The 21,912-nt window shown below is 42.2% G+C and carries 16 protein-coding genes and 2 tRNA genes; 4 read left to right on the top strand and 14 right to left on the bottom strand.

From position 1 onward, the window contains the following. Nucleotides 1-111: 111 nt before the first annotated feature. Complete coding sequence (locus I5515_RS14165; protein WP_199968044.1) at nucleotides 112-1,329, top strand: DUF445 domain-containing protein; 1,218 nt, start codon at nucleotides 112-114, stop codon at nucleotides 1,327-1,329. Between the two features lie 65 nt (nucleotides 1,330-1,394). Here the strand turns inward: I5515_RS14165 and I5515_RS14160 are convergent, their stop codons facing one another. Next, nucleotides 1,395-1,832: a DoxX family protein gene (locus I5515_RS14160; protein ID WP_199967961.1), complete on the bottom strand. Its 438-nt coding sequence runs from the start codon at nucleotides 1,830-1,832 to the stop codon at nucleotides 1,395-1,397. A 194-nt stretch (nucleotides 1,833-2,026) separates the two neighbouring features. Between I5515_RS14160 and I5515_RS14155 the strand changes: the two genes are divergently transcribed. Beyond that, nucleotides 2,027-2,674 (top strand): DedA family protein, encoded by a 648-nt coding sequence (locus tag I5515_RS14155; protein WP_199967960.1) that lies wholly within the window; start codon nucleotides 2,027-2,029, stop codon nucleotides 2,672-2,674. Between the two features lies 1 nt (nucleotide 2,675). Here I5515_RS14155 and I5515_RS14150 read toward each other — a convergent pair whose 3' ends face one another. From I5515_RS14150 to I5515_RS14130, 5 genes are all read right to left on the bottom strand, one after another. Next, nucleotides 2,676-3,266 carry a LysE family translocator gene (locus I5515_RS14150; RefSeq protein WP_199967958.1) on the bottom strand — a complete coding sequence of 197 codons (591 nt, stop codon included), beginning with the start codon at nucleotides 3,264-3,266 and terminating at the stop codon, nucleotides 2,676-2,678. A gap of 214 nt (nucleotides 3,267-3,480) precedes the next feature. Continuing rightward, nucleotides 3,481-3,867, bottom strand: coding sequence for a hypothetical protein (locus I5515_RS14145; protein ID WP_199967954.1), 387 nt, complete (start codon nucleotides 3,865-3,867; stop codon nucleotides 3,481-3,483). A gap of 10 nt (nucleotides 3,868-3,877) precedes the next feature. Next, the gene (locus tag I5515_RS14140; protein WP_199967952.1) at nucleotides 3,878-4,720 is read right to left on the bottom strand and encodes a ParA family protein; all 843 of its coding nucleotides are present in this window, start codon (nucleotides 4,718-4,720) and stop codon (nucleotides 3,878-3,880) included. 77 nt (nucleotides 4,721-4,797) lie between these two features. After that, nucleotides 4,798-5,190 carry a SirB2 family protein gene (locus I5515_RS14135; RefSeq protein WP_199967951.1) on the bottom strand — a complete coding sequence of 131 codons (393 nt, stop codon included), beginning with the start codon at nucleotides 5,188-5,190 and terminating at the stop codon, nucleotides 4,798-4,800. A gap of 11 nt (nucleotides 5,191-5,201) precedes the next feature. Then, nucleotides 5,202-5,510 carry a BolA family protein gene (locus tag I5515_RS14130; protein ID WP_199967949.1) on the bottom strand — a complete coding sequence of 103 codons (309 nt, stop codon included), beginning with the start codon at nucleotides 5,508-5,510 and terminating at the stop codon, nucleotides 5,202-5,204. A gap of 231 nt (nucleotides 5,511-5,741) precedes the next feature. On the opposite strand from I5515_RS14130, the gene I5515_RS14125 reads away from it, so the two are divergent. Both I5515_RS14125 and I5515_RS14120 read left to right on the top strand, forming a co-directional pair. Further along, a tRNA-Gly gene (locus tag I5515_RS14125) sits at nucleotides 5,742-5,817 on the top strand. A 45-nt stretch (nucleotides 5,818-5,862) separates the two neighbouring features. Beyond that, nucleotides 5,863-5,938 (top strand) — tRNA-Gly (locus tag I5515_RS14120). A 176-nt stretch (nucleotides 5,939-6,114) separates the two neighbouring features. Here I5515_RS14120 and I5515_RS14115 read toward each other — a convergent pair. The 8 genes from I5515_RS14115 to I5515_RS14080 are packed head-to-tail and all read right to left on the bottom strand — an operon-like array spanning nucleotide 6,115 to nucleotide 21,726. Then, a complete protein-coding gene (locus tag I5515_RS14115; RefSeq protein ID WP_199967948.1) occupies nucleotides 6,115-6,876 on the bottom strand; it encodes a 4'-phosphopantetheinyl transferase family protein in 762 nt (253 codons plus the stop codon). Continuing rightward, complete coding sequence (locus I5515_RS14110; protein WP_199967945.1) at nucleotides 6,876-8,729, bottom strand: alpha/beta fold hydrolase; 1,854 nt, start codon at nucleotides 8,727-8,729, stop codon at nucleotides 6,876-6,878. The genes I5515_RS14115 and I5515_RS14110 overlap by 1 nt, the downstream gene beginning before the upstream one ends. A gap of 53 nt (nucleotides 8,730-8,782) precedes the next feature. Continuing rightward, nucleotides 8,783-10,054, bottom strand: coding sequence for a porin (locus I5515_RS14105; protein WP_199967944.1), 1,272 nt, complete (start codon nucleotides 10,052-10,054; stop codon nucleotides 8,783-8,785). Next, nucleotides 10,051-13,773, bottom strand: a complete 3,723-nt coding sequence (locus tag I5515_RS14100; RefSeq protein WP_199967943.1) for an outer membrane lipoprotein-sorting protein — start codon at nucleotides 13,771-13,773, stop codon at nucleotides 10,051-10,053. Before I5515_RS14100 ends, I5515_RS14105 begins: the two co-directional genes overlap by 4 nt. 24 nt (nucleotides 13,774-13,797) lie before the next feature. Further along, complete coding sequence (locus tag I5515_RS14095) at nucleotides 13,798-17,757, bottom strand: non-ribosomal peptide synthetase (RefSeq protein WP_199967942.1); 3,960 nt, start codon at nucleotides 17,755-17,757, stop codon at nucleotides 13,798-13,800. Further along, nucleotides 17,754-18,014, bottom strand: a complete 261-nt coding sequence (locus tag I5515_RS14090; protein WP_199967941.1) for an acyl carrier protein — start codon at nucleotides 18,012-18,014, stop codon at nucleotides 17,754-17,756. Before I5515_RS14090 ends, I5515_RS14095 begins: the two co-directional genes overlap by 4 nt. Next, complete coding sequence (locus I5515_RS14085; RefSeq protein WP_199968042.1) at nucleotides 18,011-19,786, bottom strand: acyl-CoA dehydrogenase; 1,776 nt, start codon at nucleotides 19,784-19,786, stop codon at nucleotides 18,011-18,013. The genes I5515_RS14090 and I5515_RS14085 overlap by 4 nt, the downstream gene beginning before the upstream one ends. Before the next feature lie 50 nt (nucleotides 19,787-19,836). Next, a complete protein-coding gene (locus I5515_RS14080) occupies nucleotides 19,837-21,726 on the bottom strand; it encodes a fatty acyl-AMP ligase (protein ID WP_199967940.1) in 1,890 nt (629 codons plus the stop codon). Nucleotides 21,727-21,912 lie beyond the last annotated feature (186 nt).

The following is a 21,912-nucleotide window of genomic DNA, read 5'->3' as shown; positions in this document are numbered from 1 at the left end:
GGTAAATACCATAAGCGATATTTGTCTGTGCTTAAACAATTATCCATTTTTATGGCTTGTTGCCCCCTATCAAAATCAATAGAAATCTAAGGAACAACAATGCTTCAAACTATGATTGCAGATTTCCAGCAACATTTTTGGTTGTATATCTCTATTCCTTTTATGAGTGGTTTAATTGGCTACATCACCAAGGTGATTGCCATTCAGATGATGTTTTCGCCACTTGAATTTAAAGGCATTAAACCATTTCTAGGTTGGCAAGGAATTGTCCCACGCAAAGCCGAGAAAATGGCAACAATTGCTGTTGAGCTCATGACAGCCAAACTGATTAAACCTGAAGAAATTTTTGCACGCCTAGATCCTAAACGTATTGCCAAAGAAATAGAAAAACCACTGCTTGCCGCAGCTGAAGATATTACTCGTGATGTTGCACAAGAATATCAACCCGGGTTATGGGAAGGCATGCCAGAGTTTGCCCGTCAAAGACTCATTCGTCGTGTGCAATCAAAAGCACCTGAGATTGTTGAACACATCATGAGTGAAGTGCAACGCGATGTGAACCGATATTTTGATATTAAACATCTTGTTATTAGCAACTTGCTTAAAGACAAACGTCTACTCAACAATATTTTTAAACGAGTGGGCAAACAAGAATTTAAATTTTTTAGTAATGTCGGATTTTTCTTCGGTTTCGGTATTGGTGTAATCCAAATGCTGTGCTGGATTATCACTCAAGGTAAATATCCTTGGATGCTGCCAATGTTTGGCGGCTTTGTGGGTTTTTTCAGTGACTGGATTGCATTACAAATGATGTTTAGACCACTTTATCCTAAGAAAATATTGGGTTATACATGGCAAGGTTTGTTTATTAAGCGTCAAAATGAAGTTGCAGCCGACTACGCAGCATTAATTTCAAAACAGCTTTTGACCTCACGCCATATGATGGAAGAATTATTTTCTGGTACACATTCTGCTCGTGTTATTGATCTGGTTAACCGTCATGTAAAACAAGAAATTGATATGCAAGCAGGCGTCATTCGCCCGTTGGTCGTATACGCAATTGGCGGTGAGAAATATCAGGATATGAAATCGCAAGTTGCTGAACGCATTCTGCAACGCCTTCCAGAGACGATGAAATACGTAGAATCTTATGCGGAAGATGCAATGAATATTCGCAGTACTTTAATTGAACGTATGCAGAAATTAACACCTTCTGAATTTGAAGGTATGTTACGCCCTGCGTTCAAAGAAGACGAGTGGGCACTCATTGCAGTAGGTGCTGTACTTGGTTTTGTTGTTGGGGAATTACAAATCCAGTTCATGCTCTAATCTTACGATCATAGAAATAAAAAACCGGATGAATTGATCATCCGGTTTTTATTTTGTCTTGAATATTATTTCTCGATTGCATGATCTAGGCTAATACGTCCAGCACCATGAAGCATCAGGAAGAATAAACCACCTGCCATTGCAAGGTTTTTCATAAAATGGATGCCATTGTTATATTGTGCCGCTGCATCAGCACCACCTTGGTGGAATATAAATGCAGTAAGAATACTAAAGATCCCAAGCCCAAAAGCCGCAAAGCGTGCCTGGAAACCAAATAACAAGGCTAAACCACCACCAAACTCAACCAAAATAACCAAAGGAAGAATTCCAGCTGGAACCCCCATTGCTTCCATATATCCAGCAGTTGCTGCATAACCGGTAATTTTCCCCCAGCCAGCAACAAGGAAGATATAGGCTATAAGAAGACGCGCAACAAGGCTGATAAAACTATCTGCGCCTGATTGCGTTACGATATTTTTGACCACTACATTTGGATTAAACATATTGCCACCTTTATTTAAATGCTTATTTATTGATGAACTCATTCTAGGTTTGGGACATTGATAATTAAATACTCAAAATCCATATATATCGTTGCATAAACGAGATGATCAATTTGTATTTTTTTGATGTTTTATACTGACTTTCTATAAGCTCACTGCTACGATTTGAGCACGGTTTACCACTTAGTCATCTCATGGAACTTCTTGATTTTATTCTACACGTTGATCAGCATCTTGCCGAATTTATTACAAATTATGGGGTGTGGGTTTATGGCATTTTATTTTTAATTATTTTTGTCGAAACTGGTTTGGTGGTTATGCCGTTCTTACCAGGAGATAGTTTATTATTCGCTGCTGGGGCTTTAGCAGCATCTACAGGTGCGATGAATCCATGGTTATTGGGCACTCTACTCTTCATTGCTGCCGTTTTAGGTGACACGGTAAACTATCATATTGGACGTTTTATCGGTCCACGTGTGTTTGAAATGAATTCTCGACTCATTAATAAACAGCACTTAGTTAAAACTCAAGAATTCTTTGCTCGCCATGGCGGCAAGACGATTATTTTTGCTCGTTTCGTTCCGTTTGCCCGTACTTTTGCACCTTTTGTTGCTGGGGCCGGTAGCATGAACTATAAGTTCTTCTTAACTTATAATCTGATTGGAGCATTATGTTGGGTCGCTTCTTTTGTAACTTTAGGCTACCTATTTGGAAATATGCCAATCGTTAAAGATAACTTTACCCATCTTATTTTTGGCATCATTATCATTAGCGTTTTACCAGGCATCATCGGATTTATACGTGAAAAACTAAAAAACCGAAAAGCCAACGTTCAAAATTAATTTAGAAGAACCGGAATACCACCGGAAGCATACATAAAATAAGTAACATGGCCGATCCTTTATATAAATGATCGGCTTTTAATTTTTTTATTGGACCGGTTAATAAAGCACGACCAAAAATCATCCAGAAACTTGCTGCTGGAATTAAGATCAAAGTAAAAGCACCAAATACGATGAGAAAATTTTCAGGCGAATTCCATGCTTCAGCAGGAAAGATACCCGCTGCAAACAGCAAAGCTTTCGGATTCTTTAAGGTTGATAAGAATAATTGACGTGGTCGAATATTACGATGACTTTGACTGAACTGTTGTAAATGCGTGTTCTTCCATAAGTGAAAAGCAAGCCAGAATACATAAAGTACACTCGTAATATGCAAAATGAGCAGTAGTGCTGGCCAAATTGGAGCAGCTAAATGAATAAATACAGCCCAGAAGCTAATACCGTAGGCATAGCCTAACCATTCCATTGGGATAAGCCAGAATGCTTTAGATAAACCTTGAGAATGAGCAGCGGTTGCAAGTAAAGCATTTGTCGGCCCAGGAATGAGCAAAACAGCCAACATTGCCAATACAAAAAACCAACTCTCAATCATAAAATTTCCACAACATCCAAGATGGGGCCACCTTAAACGAAATAGGCAAAATATAGCAAGTTTGTGAGGGCTTTTGATTATAGAAAATACAGAATTTATTAAGCTTTAAAATTTAAAATGCATTGATTTATATTAATTTTATCATGAAACATTTTGCTAAACTTTATTCACCACAATATGCCTTAATTAGCATATTGTGATGCAAAATCGACTATTAATTGGTCTTTTTTCGAACAATAATCGGGCAATTTTTAAACTGAGCAGCCTGAACTATTGCTTCTTGCTGACCTAAAACACGTGAAAGTTCGGTATTTTTCGTTGAAGAAGATTGTCCCATATTTACAGAGATAGATGGACCGAATCCCCATCCTCCTCGTCCCCAGCCACCGCCGAGTCCAAGTCCAACACCCATACCGGTACTTTTCGGAGTTTGTACGCCATTATCGATATATTGTTGGATACGGTTATATTCACTTTGTAGCTGCTGACAGCCCAAAGATTGATATTGAGTCGGAGACACGTAAGTCGGTTTTACCGTCGTAGCACAAGCGCCAAGTAATAAAGTGGCTGCCATCAAAGGCGCAATATATAAGCCTTTCATCATTTTTCTCTTATCGTTTTGGCTCAATTTCACCAAACAATGTCTCATAAGCTTGAGTCAATTTATGTTCTGGTGCCAAATGAGCCAAAGGTAAATTTTTCTGATGTGATTCTTTCATTAAAACTGAAGGCGGTAACATGCTAATAAGTACAGGCAACCCTTCATCTTTCAACTGCTGAACCACTTCCCGAGGTAATTTTGCTTGAGCTTGAAATTGATTGACGACAATTCCTTCAATTTCCAAGCGATCATTATGATCATCTTGCGTTTCGAGAACATTTTCAATCAATGTTTGTAACGCGCGCTTTGAAAAGACATCACAATCGAAGGGAATTAAGACTTTATCTGCTGCTATTAGCGCCGACAAAGTAAAAAAGTTAAATGCAGGTGGTGTGTCTATATAGATACGATCATATCGTCCAATTAAGTTTTGAATTGAATCACGTAATTTATAAATTTTATGTTTACTTTCAAGTGCATGCTCAAGAGCACCCAGTGTTGGACTTGCAGGAAGTACGTCTAATTTTGCAAAGGGAGTTGAGTGTACAAAGCTATCAATATCTTTATTTCGTGGAGCTTTTAAAATCGAACCTAACGCATTACCGATTAAACCCTTTTGTTGATTGTTCCCCAACACATCATCAAAGAAATTTTCGATATTTGGTTCTAAAATTGATTTTTCAGCAGAATAAGTTGCGTCATCCCCTAAAAGGTACTGACTAGAGTTGGCTTGAGGATCAAGATCAATGACCAATGTCCTGAAGCCATGCTTGGCACTAATTGCGGCCAAATTTACAGTAATACTTGATTTCCCTACACCGCCTTTTTGGTTAAACACCACACGAGTTAACATGTTTCCCTCTGCATATTTTTTTTACTGTACGCAGTTTAACCTAGAGCTTAAGCAAAAAGGCAAAGAATGTAGAACAATTAAGCAAAAACCGGTTTCACAATCACTAAAATAATGATGGCAATAAATGCGATTGCACTGATGAGTAAACCCGCACGGCGCTGTGCCAATAAAATAGTGTCATCCTTTTTAAAGGCTTTCATTAACGATGATAACAGCACTAAAAATAAGATAATTTTAGCGTAAAACCACGGCTGTACTTGAAAGTTTTTCATAACCAATAAAATTGCACCGGTAATGAAAACCACAGTAAATGACAAATGTTGTAAAGCCACTAATGCTTTACGGCCTACTGGATTTGGCTGTCCACCCTTCACACCCACAAATAGTGTTGAAGCGCGTAATACAAAAACCATAAGTGCAGCCGCTACCGCAGTCATGTGAATAATTTTAGTCAGTAAATGTGCATCCATGAAATTAACCCTTAGCTTTTAGGTGCGTGGGCACATTCTGGGCTAGCGGGTGCGTGACCCTGCCATTCACTTGGCAAATAAGCATGGATTGCTAAAGCGTGGATTTGCCCTGGATTCATTAAATCAGAAGCTAAGGCATAAACCTTCTGATGACGTTGAACCAAACGTAACCCATTAAATTCATCGCTTACAACAATCACTTTGAAATGCGACTCTTTACCGGGGAAATAACCACCATGCCCAGCAGACTCGTTGATGACCTCTAAATGGCTAGGTGCAAGAGTTTGTAACCGTTCAATCAATTGTTGTTCAAGGCTCATAGCTTTTCCTTTTACAAATATTTGTATGTCTGGGCTTAAGTATACCCTGTCTACGCACAAACAAAAGTTGCTCTTGTACGCTTTGGCTTCAAACAAAATGTCTATTTATTCGGCAACTTATCAATAAAAACATGCCTAAATGTTCATTTCTGATTTTATTTTATGCAATCAGCATATTTATTTGCATAAAGTTGTTGACCCATGTTTCGCTTAATGTATTATAAGCGGCACGCGGGAATAGCTCAGTTGGTAGAGCATAACCTTGCCAAGGTTGGGGTCGCGAGTTCGAGTCTCGTTTCCCGCTCCAAATTGGTTTTTTTTGAGAAAGTTTTCGTAAAAACTGCTTATATATGCGGGAATAGCTCAGTTGGTAGAGCATAACCTTGCCAAGGTTGGGGTCGCGAGTTCGAGTCTCGTTTCCCGCTCCAAATTTAAAAGGCCCTAGTCGAAAGACTGGGGCTTTTTTCTTTCTAATGATTCATAATTTTTACGGATCATCGATACACCGTATACTTTATTGAGAATAACTCGGCTTAACGCCAAATATAGATTTGCTACTTCATACCAGATTCAGATTTTAAGTCGTCAATCATAACGATTTAGCCTAGTGATATGTACACGGTACTGGAGTTATCTGATGCTGCGATATACAAGGTAATAATTGAAAACAATCCAAGTTAAAGCTTTCTAAGCTTTGTCCCTGCTGTAAGCATATAGAAAAGATAAAATTGCCATCATAAATATAACTTTGAAAATGATACTGCTCTGCATTTTGAGAATTCTTGGTTGAATCTGAAAACTGTATATGTTCAGGCGACACATGAAAGTTGAGCTTCTTTAAATGACTGCTCATCCCATGACCCGTACATTTAATATAGGCTTCCTTTAAAGTCCATATTTGAAAAAATCGCTGATATATACTGAATGGATCAATCAGTTCATTCCCCTTAATCCATTCAATTTCACTTAGGTCTAACACACTATCGACACGCATCCATTCGAACTCATGATCTACTCGTTCAACATCAACTCCTATTTCCCCTTCTTCAGTCACAGCAAGAATAATAACGTCTGCTGAGTGACTAAGGTTAAAATAAACAGCCTTGTTGCCTTGCACAAAAGGCTTCCCGTTAGAATGTAATTGAATGTTGACCTCGTGAGCTAAGATGCCTAGCTTATCCGCCAAGACAATTTTAACTAGCACACGAGAGATTAAGAAAAGACGAGCTGCTTTAGGGTGATATTGATCATATCTCAGCTTTTCCACCGCAGTGAGAAAGCCAAGATAATGACTCAATATCAAGTGATCTTGTGGTACTCGTGAAATTGGGCAGACATAAACCTGTACTTGGGTACTATCAAACATTAGGAAGCTGTAGCGCTAATGTACTTCGTCAGAACTGGTGCGAGGTAGTCATAAACCACGTCTACATGTGTGACGTGTGGATTATGGCCTGCGCCAGCGATGATATGTACAGGGATATCAGGATTTATTGCCGTAACCATCGGATTGTTCTCTCCCACTATGATTTCAACTTTAGATCGAAACTCATTTAACAAAGCTGTCTGAGTTGATCGCTGTTCTGGCAAACTAATGCGGTGCATATACTCACTAATATGCTTGGCTACAGATACCCGACGCAGTGAATCCATCGCATAACCAATAGACAAATTCTTTTGTCCATCTGGATGCAAATCTTTAGCAATCACATCTTTCGGTACAAAACGGAAAATCAGATTGGATAGGGTTTGTATTCGAAACATCTTAGCGGCTGGTGCCTGAACAAAATAAGGCGATATTAGGATAAGACGTGCAACTTTATCTGGATATTTCTTTGCAAGATTCAACGCAAAAAGACACCCTAAAGAATGTGCAATAACAACACTATTTGGCGCTAAAAGCTTTGAAGCAGCCTCGACAAACTGACGATTGTTATCTTCCATCACCTCATAACTACCTGAACGCCCAAGTCCAGGCAGGTCCATCATAGCGATCTGATCAGATGTAATTCTATTGATGATTGGAGACCAGCATGCACTATCAAATGGAATCCCATGTAAAAATAATGCAGAAGATTTTTCCGAGCCAACTGGCTGTTTAGTATAAATTTCTGTCCAGTATCGATTTTGATAGCTAAAAGAACTAGGTGTCGATACTTGCATACGACCAAAGCGTGTAAGCACTAGACGATCAATCCAATGAGAGAAATATGGACTAGTATTGATCAGGTCTGCGATGCCCATCTTCGCTGCCATCATCTCTGTATCAGCGACATGGTAGTGCTCATTAGAAATGAAAGCGAGTTGCTCTTTAGAGCCATCAAGCAATATCTCGGGTAATTTCTCGAGCAGAACTTTAGGTAGTTGTAAATGCGGTGTGCTGACTCCCAGATGCTCAGCAGCAAGGTGAACTAGGGTATGAAACTTAGGCGTCGCAGGATCAAGCAACATATACTCCTGAGCAATGGTCTCAGGATAAAACATTGTTCGGATAAGAAAGCTAACAATATATTGCATATTGCACAGTGGTAGGAATGTGTCATGTCCACCTGGCAGTGCCAGCAAGCGACCCTGATATAACTTATCAATCATGTCGGCGATACCTATATACTGCATATCGCCATACGTATAGAAACCATCAATGACTGTAGCAGGATGTATTGCAGTCCATGGCACATTTAAACGCTTGCAGGCCTCAATGAATGCTTGATGACCCAAAAGTTTCGAAGCCTCATAACCACCGTATTTGCGATACAAATCATCAGCCGATCCTTGCGGCGGAGTAGCCATGCGATATCCACCGATCCAGATGAATCGCTCAAGCTGCTTCAATGTCGCTGCCCACTCAATCAAGGCAAGACCTGATTTGACATTCGTAAGATGAGCTTCAGCTTTACCAATACCCCAATTAAATGATGCAGCAAGATGATAAACAACATGGATCTTTGCCTTAGCATCTGATAGTAAAGAGTCCAGCTCAAAGTCCCGACTCAAATCATATTCGATAAAAGAAATAGATGGATTAGCCACCCCTTGTGTTGCAATGAAACCTAACAGTTTGTTTTTCTTGGTTGCAGCATTACGCAGTGCAGCAATCACTTGATGACCTTCACGTAAAAGTTCAACGATCAGTCTGCTGCCAATAAACCCTGCTGCACCTGTTACTAATATGGTCTTCTGTGAAAAATTATCTTTTTTTGCGTTATTTAAATTATCCATACATCACCTTATTAGGGACTGCGAACTCCAACATTGCTTTGGAGCGAATTATCTTAAAAATTGTATCGAACCTGTGCGTACACCAAACTGTTATCTTTAAATTGTCCAAACACCGTATCATTCCTTCCCCAAAAACGGTCACCACCTGCATTCAACTGCCAGTGATCATTGAGGTTGTAATTAATACGTACTCGGAGCATTTCATTAGGTTCTGGTGCAAAATAGAACCCTGTTACTTCTAATTTCAGATTGTCATTTAGTAGGTTAAGTGCATAGCGCAGCATAGCTCCATACTGATTCTGCTGATATTGATCACTGATCGTTTGCTGATAACGGTAAACTTCTCTCAATAATGGATCTGTTAAGCTGTCGGCAGACCTTACATCTTCCGTATACTTGTAGACACCTACCAAACTCAGTGTGGAATTCTTTAATGACAACTCTGGGCCCATGACCACAGTCAGATTATTTTTTTTGTGCGTAATATCTTCACTGCCATCCGAGTCAGTCTTTGTATACGCAGCTTCACCTCGCCACACGATATCGTTATGGTTATAACTGAAATCAACTCCGTAGACAGACATAGGATTATTTTTCAGCTGTAATGTTGCTCCTGTTGTAGACAACGATTGCAGTGACAAATCAGGCATGTGATCCAAACCTGAAAAATACGATGCCCCAACATCTAGACCATCCACAGAATAATCCCAACGTACTGCAAATGCAGGACGGCTGTTATGATCTATTTCATACTGGACACCCTCAACCTGACGCAACGGAATCACATCTGAACGGCTACGCGGATACCATAATGCTGTCCATTTATTGGTTCCAGATTCAGGAATATACGTCAATTTGAGTGCATCATTTCCAAGACGTTGATCCGTCTCATCAGGCACTAGACGCGTATAGTCACGGGGCGATAGATTATCAGTTGGATTAATCCCATCAGCTCTACCCCAGATTACAATCTGACGACCAACGTCGAGATAGAACGTCTGATCCCAATTATAAGAGGCGTACAACTCACGTAAGTTGCGATTCACCTTACTCACATGATCTGGGTTTACAGTATGGTCCGTTTCATCTCCAATATTTATGTCGTAATGGATCTTAAACGCAGGATTAAACTTGAGCGTACCATTGGACCAGAAACTTGCTTGTCCAATGTTTTTTAACGAACTTAAATCACGATCTGATGACCACACATCGAGTCTGGCCGAGTTCTGACTCACAAAACTAATTTCGCTGTCATCTGCATAAGCATGCTGCAGTAGCATAAAGCTACTGCAGCATGCAAATACCCAAGAGGTACTTTGCATCATTTTTCAAGACTCTGCGGTGAGAAAAGCTTATCAGATAAGGTTTTCTCCGCGACAAAATCATTAACGATCACTTGCGTCATATGTTGAGTTTGCAAATTTTTCGCCATAGATTTCATGGCCTGCCATCTTGGTTTCACTTTGCCGTAAGGACGGATATCGGTGAACTCAATGTGTTTTAAAGGCTTACCTGCAGTATCCCAAATGTCGATGGTTGCTGTAACGAAGTTGTCTTTCATTATGCACATGCGACGTTTGCTATAACCAAAGTCACTTTTCACAGTATTATTAATTGGTGTTGCTTCAATCATGTAGCAATCTTTGCCATTAAATTTGCCATCTGCCAGTTTCGTATACTTCCAGTCACTGAGCTTATAGCCAAGTACATCACCATAACTAAAGTCCGTACCAATAAAAGCATCACCCTTATTCGCTGATGCAAGACGACGTACTTTTTTCAATGCAGGCAAATAGACAAACATGCTATCACTGCCTTTTGCATTCTCAATCAATAGCGTCGTGGTTCCTTGTACATCTGCAGGCGAGATGAACTCGGTTAAACGCATATTGTTCTGCGTATTCCCAGCCAACTTGGTCATGTTTTTAGTCAACCGCACACGTTGCTCGCCATTTTTAGAGGTCAAAATAAATTTGGCACTAGCGGTTGAGGACAGGAACTTGGAAGCATCATCACTACGACTCACAATGTCTTGAACTTCATCTGCATAAGATGTTTTAGGCATTGACATTGTGAGCGCCGTACCCAGCAAAAGGCTTGTCACAACAGTTTGTGTAACGGTAATGTTCTTCTTCTTTGAAGGAAAGATAAAACGAGGTTTCAATATTAGAATCATTGTAGGTACCATAATTAAGGTTGCAAATACACTGAAAAGCATCGCAATCACAATAAACATCGCGAGCCATTGATGCACATGGAAGCCCTGTGATAAGGCCAGCACGCCATAACCACCAGCAACAGCAGTCGCGACAAAAAGCGAAGCCTTACCAGCAGTACTTAAGGTTTTACGAATAGCATCTTTGATATCGCTCTCTTCATCGCGCAAAATTTCACGCAAGCGATAGAGGAAGTAAATGGCATAATCTGCGCCAATACCTACGGCCATGGCCGAGATCAGGGAATTTGGAATATTGAGCGGAATGTCGAGCCAGCCCATCACGCCAAAGATCGCAAGAATTGAAAACAAAAGTGGTGTCAGGACAATCAGTCCCGCTGAAACCGAACGGAAGACCAGCGCTGAAATAAAGAATACGGCAAATGAAATCTGTAGAATGTTCATAAGCTTGCCGTGGACCATTGTTTCAGTTAAAGCAATAGTCTGGGTAACATCACCACCAAAACTCACTACAGCTTTATCACCCAACTGACCCGCCATATACGTTTTCAGCGACTCAAGGATTTCTTTGATACGATGATTACTACCTGTTTTCAGCAGAATCGTGATCTTGGCATAGCGCTGAGTCGTATCAATGTATGATTCAAAATCAGTCGGTTCACCAGACATGGAATACAACAGCAGATACTGCGCAACAACATCTTTCGTTGCAGGGACCTGAAATGCCTGTGGCTGATCGGCATTCATTGCCTGATTCATCCGTTTGATATAGTCCACGATCGAGATTGTTTTACCGACCTCTGGAATCGAATTCGCGAACTTTTCTGTATTATCAATCGCTTTTAGGATCTCGGGGTTTTCAATACCATCACGAACTTTAGTATCGACCATAATGTAAAGGCTATTTGTGCCACCAAGAGACTGATTCAAAAATCTGTCATCCTGCTGCATCGGTAGGTCACGCGAGAAGAAGTTGCGGCTATCGTTATCCACCACAATACGACTCGTGCCAATAGCAAGAAGGACACCCACTGCTGCAATCGCAGTCATTAACATCATTCGCGGACGAACTGACAGGATGACATCACCAATACGGTTTGGAATCCAATCCCAGATCGGCAACCCTTTGCGTTTAACCTTAGTAGCCGAAGGCGGTGGCAACATCGAACGCAGTGCCGGAATGAAAGTCATCTCAATCACCAGCGTACTGATGATCCCGATTCCTGTAAAAATACCGAATGAACGAATAGTCGGAATATTAAAGGTCAACAGCGAGAAGAATCCTGCCGCTGCAATTCCGCCAGCCAATACCATAACTGGACCAACACGGACCAAAGACTGGACCACAGCTTCGCTATTCGCAGCTTTAGGCTCCATACCTTGGGCAATCAGACGATCAAAGTCTTCATAGTAGCGTTTGAGCAACTGCACGGCGTGCCCTGCCGCAATGGCCAGAATCAGAATTGGTGTAGGGGAGTTAAAAATATCCATTGGCTGTTTGAACAGGCCCATCATGCCCATACCCCATGCCACAGACAATAAAGCTGTAACTAATGGCAGGATCAAACCTTGCTTGCTGCGGAACGCTTCGAAGTGCAATAACCCAATCACCAGCACGGCAATCGGGAACAAAATATTGATACGCTTAGAGTAATCTTCAGCTTTATCCAGATAAACCGGGTTACCACCGACACTGATGGTCATATCCTTAGACTGTTCAGCCGCTACGATTTTGTTGATCGGGCCCATCATTTTTTGGAAGCCCTCTGGACTTTCCTCAAGCTCAAGCAAAATAGCAGCAGTTTTCTGATCTTTAGATACTACCGAATTCATGTAAATTGGATTCAGTGCAAGCAGTTTTTTCAGGTGATCGACATCACTCTCGGTCACAGAACTGTTCGGTAGTAGTTTCTTGGCATCAAATCCATCTGAATTGGCGGTGATTCCCTTGGCCTGACGTGCAGCCAGACTCATTAGAGTGGATCGAACAACGCCCGGTGCATTATCAACTTCTTCAGTAATACGTTTGACTTTTTCCAACACTTGCGGCTGATAAATATCACCCTGCTTCGGCGTAATGCCAATCACGACCATGTACTTGGAGCCGAATTTTTTTTCGATCAGCTTGGTCGAGGTGATATAAGGATGTCCATTAGGTGCAAGTGCACCTGGATCAATAATAATTTTTACGCCAGATGCGAGATATGCCAAGGCAATTGTCAAGAGCATCACTACCGTCAGCACAATACGGCGATGTCTGAGAATCCAACGCGCATATTGCTCCATCAGAGGAGGAGCACCATCAACATACTCTTGTTCTTCGGCATCATGTGTATATTGCTCCATCACTGGAGGAGTATTTTGAATTGGCTTTTCTATCTCTTGGGATGGTGCTTCAATTTCTTGCGTTTGCTGACTCACTGCCTCATAGGTTCCGCCCTTCTGAGCCAATGCTTCGAGATTAGTAAGATCTTTCTTGAACTGGGCGAGAACCATCTTTTTTAGCAGTGCATCAGGAAATACACCAAAAAAGCCGCCTGGTTCTGCCACAAAGAGCCACTCAATCCATGTACCTTCAGGATGCGGTTTAAAGCGGTAAGTACCCTTATAAATAAAAGGTCCTTCTAGCACTTGAAAGGCATACAATTCGTTCGGTACAAGATGTGTAATTTCACCTTTAAAGGCCAACTCACGACCCGCAAAACTCAAACCGATTTCATACTTGCTGCCCACATGCGGAGTATTATCTAACAGTTCAGAATGCTTACATGACAATTGCCAGCTTGCATCATTACCCGGATTTGCAAGATATTTAAAAACCTTATCAATTTCGCCTGGTATGAGGAAAGCATGTTCTATGGTCACCATAGTGGTTCTACCTTCTTATATTTTTTATGCAGGGATTGGATACATCTGATCAATTGTCTGAGCCACAGCTACGACGTTCTCAGCGAACATAATCGATGAGTGGTCACCAGGCAGATCCACCTGTGTAAGCGTATCTTTGATCAGTTGATCCCAACCTAGGCTTTCACCAAAATCTTCCAGCTCATCTTTAGCTTTAACCAAGAGAATCGGGAAATCCTCAGGATCTGGGAAATAGGTCTGGAGTGCGACGCCATTCGCCAAATAAGTATCAAAGTAAAGTCGGAAATCTGATGGGTTGGCATCCAGAGGTATGACATTGATAGCCTTAGCTTCTTTAAGCACATGATCAAACATGTGATCTGGACTCAATTCACGCAAGTATTGCGCTGGTATCGTCAGCTTTTTGCCATAAGGCACAGCAAGATCACGAGCGAACCAAGATAAAAGCATGGCATCATCGGCATCTTCAGGCACATTCTCTTGAATTGGAGCACGAGTATCGATCATGACAATGCCTGTTACCTGCTGCCCCATTTGACGCAACTGACGACTGATCTCGTATGCAATCGCACCGCCAAAGCACCAACCACCAAGGAAATAAGGCCCCTGAGGCTGCATCTTTTGCATTTCACCAATATAGAGCGTCGCCATTTCCTCAATCGCCACTTCAGCCGCATCTGCTTCAATTAGACCAGGAGACTGAATAGCACGTAAGGTACGGCTTGGATTGAGATGACGCGAGAGTTCCATATAACAGAAGGTACTGCCACCAATCGGATGGAACAGCCACAGCGGTTGCTCATAGGTTCCACGACGTAGTTCGATTACGATGGAAGGTTTGATTTCTTTATTTTCGCGGATGATCTCACCCAAACTCTCTACGGTAGAGTACTGTGCCAGTAAGGCAACTGATAATTCGGTACCAAATATCTTCTTGAGATGATTGACAAGCTTCACAGCCAGTAACGAATGCCCGCCTAACTCAAAGAAATCATCATGTATACCAACTCGCTTTACCGACAGGATCTGTTCAAAGGTAGTACAGAGCTCGATTTCGATCGAATCGCGTGGTGCAACATAATCACTGCTCTGCTCAAACACTGGCTCAGGAAATGCCTTACGATCTAACTTATTGTTAGCCGTCATTGGAAACTCATCCAATCGAATAAACGTACTTGGCACCATATAAGCTGGGAGATGGATTTGCAGGGTCTTTTTCAAACTAGTCATGTCAATCTCATGCCCAGTCACATAAGCCACTAGTTTCTGATCGTTGTCCGCTGTGGTCTTAACCAAGACTACTGCATCTGTAATACCGTCGATCTGTTTGAGAACATTCTCTATTTCGCCCAGTTCAATACGGAATCCACGGATCTTGACTTGGAAATCCAGACGTCCATGATGAGTCAAACGTCCATCCATCCGCAGACAGACTTTATCTCCAGTGCGATAGAGTCGACCAGCATTTGGCAGGGATGGTAAGGTTCTAAACTGCGCATCCGTCAGCTCAGGTCGATGCCAATAATCGACTGCCAGACCATCGCCTCCAATCCAGAGCTCTCCCATAACGCCCCGTGGAACCAACCGCTGTTGTTCATCAAGAACATAAAGCTGGGTGTTCGCCATTGGTTCGCCTAAATCAATATATTTTGCATCGGTGATGTGGGCTGCACTGGACCACACAGTGGTTTCTGTCGGGCCGTAGACATTCCATAGACAGCTGACTTTACTCAGCAGCTTTTCTGCCAGTATAGGATCCAGCGCTTCGCCTCCGCTAAGTGCGGTCAGATATGGGATGCCATTCCACTCACTGTCCAAAAGCATTTTCCAAGAGGACGGTGTCGCCTGCATAACATTGATCGACTTTGTCTGCATGTAGTCCACCAGAAGGTTACCATCTAGTGATACTTCACGTGGACACACATGCACCACACCGCCGTACATCAACGGAATCAGTAGCTCAACAACTGAAATATCAAATGCATAAGTGGTGATCGCTAACAACTGAGTCTCAGTCGTTGCTTGCAGCCTATCATTCACAGACAACAAGAAATTGGCTATTGAAGGATGTCCAATACGCACGCCTTTAGGTTTGCCTGTCGAACCTGAGGTGTACATCACATAAGCGGTATCACCAAAGGCAAGTGTCTCACGCACTTGCTCAAGGGCTACAACACCAGCTTGATTGATATCCAGACGTGGTACAGGAGCTGTGAGAGCATCCATCAGCTCAGTTTGGGTCAAGATCACTTTAGGTGCAGCATCTTCTACGATGTTATGTAGACGTTCTCTTGGAAAACTAGGATCCAACGGTACATATGCTGCCCCTGCCGCCCAGATTCCGAGGATTGCCGCTGGCAATAGCGCCGTACGCTCTACCATCAGACCTACACGATCACCATTGGTAATACCGTGTGCACGCAAATATTCAGCGATACCAGCGATATGCTGACCTAACTCATGATAGCTAACCGCATGATCTCTAGAAGTCATAGCGTAGCTGTCACCACGCTCATCGATCTGCTTCAGAATCATTGATAGTAGATCATGTCTAGGATAGTCAGTAACCTGACCAAGTAGGTAGCCTAGCTGGATGCCATTCGCATAATCAGGTGCGATATCTAACTCAACGATCTTACATTCAGGATGAGCTACCATCTCTGATAGTACGACTTGCAGCAGTTGCACCATGTTCTCTGCAGACTCCGCAGAAAATAGCTCGGAGTTATATTTCAGTACGCCAACCAGTTCACCCTGATATTCACCACCCATTTCCAGCATAATATCTAATTGACCTTCTTGCTGGCGAACCGGAAAACTTCCTAACGTCAGGTCTTGACCAACTAAAGTAGCTGGATTTTGGATTGGCAAAAGTAGTTCTTTAAACTCATCCATACCACCTAGACGTTCCCAGAACATTCCCACCTGAGCCAATGGATTAATACTGCCATCACGCTTTGGTGAGACAGCCTCAACCACTCTGGAAAAAGCAACTTTTTGATGCTTGAGGCTCAGTTTTAATTGTTCCTGCACCTGCTGTGTAAATTGACGTAAAGTCTGATCAGCATCGATGTCCATGTGAAGAGCAATTGTATTGACAAACTGCCCTAACGCATTGCGCAAAGAACGTTCAAGTCTACCGGCTACTGCTGTGGCAATGACTAAATTATTTTCATTCGATAGTTTATTCAGCAGGATATAGAAACCAGACAATACAAGACCGAATAATGTGATCTCATAGTCTTTCGCCAAGTTCACAAGACCAGACGATACTGACTCAGGCACACGAAAAATTACCGAGCTGCCTTTATGTTGCTGCACAGCTGGACGCGGATAATCAAGCGGAATGCTATGAACATGTGGAGCATGCTTTAACGCATTTTTCCAGAAGAGTAGGCTTTCATCAGAATCATCGATCGCGTTGCTCTTCTGCTTATCAGCATACTGTGCAAACTCGATTCCGTTCACTACATTTGACTCTGTTACCAGTCCAAAACGCTTGCAGACATCACGTAGTAATAGACCAATCGACCAAAAATCCATTAAGGCATGATGAATCACAACTGCAATCACATAGTGATTCTGACCACGTTCATAACAATGAATACGCCACAATGGTGGATGAGTTAGGTCAAATGGTTGCTTGGTATCCTGTTCAACCAATTGGGTCAAATCAGAAGCTTCAACATGACGAGTATCAGAGAAAATGATATTAGGATATACGCGATCCCAAATGAATTGCTCAATCCCCTGATCATTGGCAGGCATGCTTACACGTAATAACGGATAATCATGCATCACCGCTTCCAAAATCTCCATCGGCTTATTGCCTAATGGTTGGTTAACCTTTACATCAAAAGCCACCACCATATTGTAGGCACTGCAAGTTGGCTCAAGACGTTGAATATACCAAATACCAAGCTGCTCTGCAGAAATCGCATGACGCGACAGAATTTTTGGTTCTAGGTGTGCAATGTTGTTCATGAAGCAACTCCCTGTTGCAACTCAGAAACAAGATATTCAGCCAACTCATTGATTGTTGGATAATCCCATAGTAATGTCGGTTCAAGTTCCAGTTTGGTCAGATCTTCTAAATCCCCAGACACAGACAAAGCAACGATCGAATCAAGACCATAACTCGTAAATTTTTGTTCTGGATCAATCATCTCAGGCTCTACACGCATTTCTTTAGCTACGAGCTTACGAATGATCGCGCTCCAGTAAGCTTTATCCTTATTCATGGGGTAATCTCCTCTTTAACTGGTTTGGCATCACGTGGTGCCAATGCAAAATCGATAACAGATAACATATGGTTGGTTGAAATTCGGTCCAGCAGATCTGCCAATGTGCTTTCACGTAGTGATGTCTTAGGAGGGAATGCCTGCCCTTCAGCAGCATTTAAAAAAATGATCAGCCATGCACCATCCTGCAAAGCAGGTCTTAAGCCATGACGGTTAAAGACCCAAAAACCCAGCACAGCAATGCGGGAAAACAACTCGGCGTAGTTACGGGCGAGACTGAAACGCAACGTTTCAAACTCTTTGCTTTGCTCTGAATTTGAGAAGTAATCCTGAATTTTTTGATCCAATGAACGCTGTTCAACAAGAAGCTGGTCCACTCGCTCACGTAGCGTAGATAGTGTTTCAGCAGATAATCCTGCTGTGACATCGGCATCGTTGAGCATTTCGATGATTGTCCCTAGTGACTCCATCACCAAGTCACCATCTCGGTTGAAAATCTCAAGCTCACGAAAATCAATAGCATCTGTCTCCACCAGTAAGTCATACAACTGGCGATAACGTGCTTTAGCTTCGGCTTGATTGAGATGATCGACTTTTTTGCTACGCCCTTTATTGGCAGATTTGAGCTGAAAACTCAGGCTGTCTAAACAGACGGTGCTACTGCCGTCAAACACACTAACGATCAGATGATCTCTGAAGGCTTTTTGGTACATGCCATCCGCATATGCATTTCTTAAGAAAAAACGTGACCCAAGTACTGAAGAAGTAATCTTGGCAAGTGACTCTACATATTCAGGCACTAGTACTTTGACGATCGGTGACCATGTACTGAACTGATTGATACAGACATGTAGCCCGCGTGCACCAACGAGTGATAACACCTCAGCCGCAAGCAAATAGGCATAGGCTGTAGCAAGTTGCTCACGCACTAGAGCGATATTAATAACTTTTTTGTTATACAACTCGCGTTCAATAGCAAACTCGGTCGCAATGCGCAGCATCGTATCGCCAGCACCCAAAGAGAAACTACTGCAATAAGCACGCGTCACCTGTAGCGTCTTAAGCCCAAGCTCTAACCCTTGGCCTTCTTCACCAATCAGGGCATCTTTGTGAATTTCGGCATTGTTAAAGCCAATACCGCTGATATCTAACCCACGCATACCAACTGTTGGTAAGCGGTTCAGGCTATACGTTCCTTTAGAAGCCATGTGACGCTTATCAAGCCAGAATGCACTCAGGCTACGGGGTCCACGGTCTTCCGATGTTTTGGCAATCAGACTTAGGGAATCTCCCAAAGTGGCACGATTGATTGACCATTTTTCGCCATTTAAAATGTACTTGCTCTCGCCAGGCTGTGCAGTCACTTCACTGGATAAGAGATCGGCACCATGCGCCTTCTCGCTATAAGCCAGCGCTGGTGCGGCACCGCTTAGAATTCGACTAGCGATGTTTTGGCATTGATTAGGATTACCACCGATCCATACAATCACAGACCAAGCATTCGTGCTATAGGTCGAGTTGATGGTTAGATCACGTCGTGCCAGCACGCGATGTAGATATAGCAACTCTTCACCAATTTCCATGCGACCTCCAAGCTCTGAAGGTACATAAAAACGGTTCATGCCTACAGCATTCAGAAAATCAACAGCACGCTGAGGATACTGCTCTTTCTCATCACGTTCGATGGCAGCGGACCAAGAAAAATCATTATTGGTATCGTGTACGGAGCCTAAAATTTGCTCCAGACGAGCAGCAGACTGAAACTGCCGCAAATTGGACGTAAGTGACATGAGTTTTCGCTCAAATGATTAAAGGGTAAGGATTAAAACAAAGCACTTTTCAATCGATTAAAAATGAGCGCGCGCACTTCTCGTTCCTTGATCATTGAGTTGAGTAGATTGGAGCTATAACGAATCAGCTGCCCTCGCTGCTCACGATCACGGATAACGTCTAAACCGTTCTTGACATAGTTTCGAGCAATCGCTGTTCTACGGTTTGGATGGGTTAAACAGACCAGTTGACCGCGCTCGATCTGCTCTTTAATTTTTCTTCTTCTGATTTTGCCGCTGGTGGTCTTGTTGATTCGACCTTGATGCAGCAAATAAACACCTTCTACAGGTAAACCGATATCAGCCGCCACTTGCTCTTTAACCTGAGTTCTGATGGTTTCAAAATTAAGAGTCTTATCTAGCGACTTCTTTTTGATCTCAAGTACAACCGTAACACCTTCAGAATTACCGAAATTCACTGCTGCGACACAACCTTTACGCACAGCAGGATGCGCTACTTCGACTGAGCACTCGATATCTTGTGGATAATAATTTTTACCACGAATAATGATCACATCCTTAAGGCGACCAGTTACATAAAGGTCTCCATTTTTGATAAAGCCCATATCACCGGTTCTCAAGTAATGCACTTGACCAGACTTACCTGCTTTATCGAGGATGGTTGCAGCAAAGGTTTCCTGATTGACCTCTGGTTTCTGCCAGTACCCTGCAGTGACACTCTTGCCTGCTAGCCAGATTTCACCAACTTCATGAGCTCCCACCTCTTTGTGGGTGTGTGGATTGACGATACGACAATCAATGTGTGCAGAGATCTTGCCACAACTCACCACTTGAACGGATGTCTGATCTTGATTGGTCTGTACCAAATTGGCATTCAACTTTTCACGGTCTATCGAAATAGCATTGAGAGGCCCGGTCACACCACTGACTAAGAGCGTAACTTCTGCCAAGCCATAGCACGGCAAGAAAGTGTCTAGTCTCAATTTCGACTGAGTATTGAACTTTTCCATGAAGCGCTGCATGACGTTAGCCTTGATTGGCTCAGCACCGTTGAACATCACACGCACACGGCTCAGATCAAGCGATGCAGCGTCCTCATCCGAAATGCGATGCAAACACAATTCATAGGCAAAATTTGGCCCACCACTAATCGTGACCCCTTTTTCACTAATGAATTGCAGCCACTTAAAAGGTTTACGGATAAAATCCAGTGGCGACATTACATAGCAGGTTAGCCCCACATATACGGTCTGTAAAACCGAACCGATCAATCCCATGTCGTGATAGACAGGTAACCATGTAAGGCCAATATCATCAGGCTGTGTGCCAAAAGCTTCAGCAATCATTACTTCGTTTGCCATAATATTTTTATGGGTAACAATCACACCTTTAGGCCAACCAGTTGAACCTGAAGTGTATTGAAGGAAGCAAACATCATCTTCATCAATGCGCGGAAAATCTTTTTCCACCAAGTCACGCTGTAATTCGGCATTGACAGCATGCAATATTAAATTTTCATTTTGAGCTTTTAATGTGATAAGACCTGATAGCTCAAGAATCTTTTGAGTTGTGAGTACTATCTTTGGCTCACAGTCATTCATAATATTCAAAATATTAGAAAAACCATTACGATTAAAAGGCAAGCTGACTGGCACTGCAATAATTTTAGCTTTCAAACAGGCAAAGAAAGATACGATAAAGTCCAGCCCAGGCTCGAACAACAACACGGCACGATCGCCACTGTCTACAAGGTTCATTAATATTTGGGCTTGATGTTGAACCCGTGCGTTCAAATCTTCATACGTCAGAGATTGAATACCACCGGATTGCCGACCCAAATACTCGAAAGCAACCTTAGCTCCATTTAAATTTGCGTGGGATTCCAATGTTGCAATGATATTGTCCGTACCCATTACAGCCATAACTTACTCCGATTAATTATAATTCCCCCTTAAAACTCGCTAATTCAGAAACTAAACTTCTAGCTGGGGCTTTTAATAAAAATGAATATACTTTTTTTGTTTAAAATATAAATTCACATTATATTTTATGTGCGACTGTTTTTTATTACACCTGTAAGGGTTTACAGGTTAGCCTGTATTTATTGA

The organism is Acinetobacter calcoaceticus, assembly GCF_016508255.1.
Classification (GTDB): Bacteria; Pseudomonadota; Gammaproteobacteria; order Pseudomonadales; family Moraxellaceae; genus Acinetobacter; species Acinetobacter calcoaceticus_E.
Note: the sequence above shows the minus strand (reverse complement) of the source record. Positions and strands in the feature narration are given on the sequence as shown.